Annotated in this window: 1 pseudogene; it reads right to left on the bottom strand. The window is 55.3% G+C overall.

Annotation, left to right across the window (positions count from 1 at the left end):
- A pseudogene (locus TW84_RS22630) lies at positions 1 to 302 on the bottom strand (electron transport complex subunit RsxC); the annotation flags it as partial.

Genomic DNA, 302 nt, shown 5'->3' on the forward strand with positions numbered 1-302 from the left:
GCAGCAACCGCAGCTTTCTTTGGGTCTTCTTCAGCAGCTTCAACGCTTGCTGGTTCGGTGGTCAGAGTATCCGATGATGCTTGCTGCTGCGCTTTACGAGCTTTGGCGCGTGCGATGGCTGCAGCTACAGCAGCTTTCTTTGGATCTTCTTCAGCAGGTTCAACGCTTACTGATTCGGTGGTGACAGGCTCCGATTGGCCTTCTTGCTGCGCTTTACGAGCTTTAGCACGAGCAATGGCGGCAGCAACCGCATCTTTCTTCGGATCCTCTCCGGCTTCAGCGCTTTCAGGCTCAGCGGTGAC

Source organism: Vibrio neptunius (assembly GCF_000967495.1).
In the GTDB taxonomy this organism is placed as follows: Bacteria; Pseudomonadota; Gammaproteobacteria; order Enterobacterales; family Vibrionaceae; genus Vibrio; species Vibrio neptunius.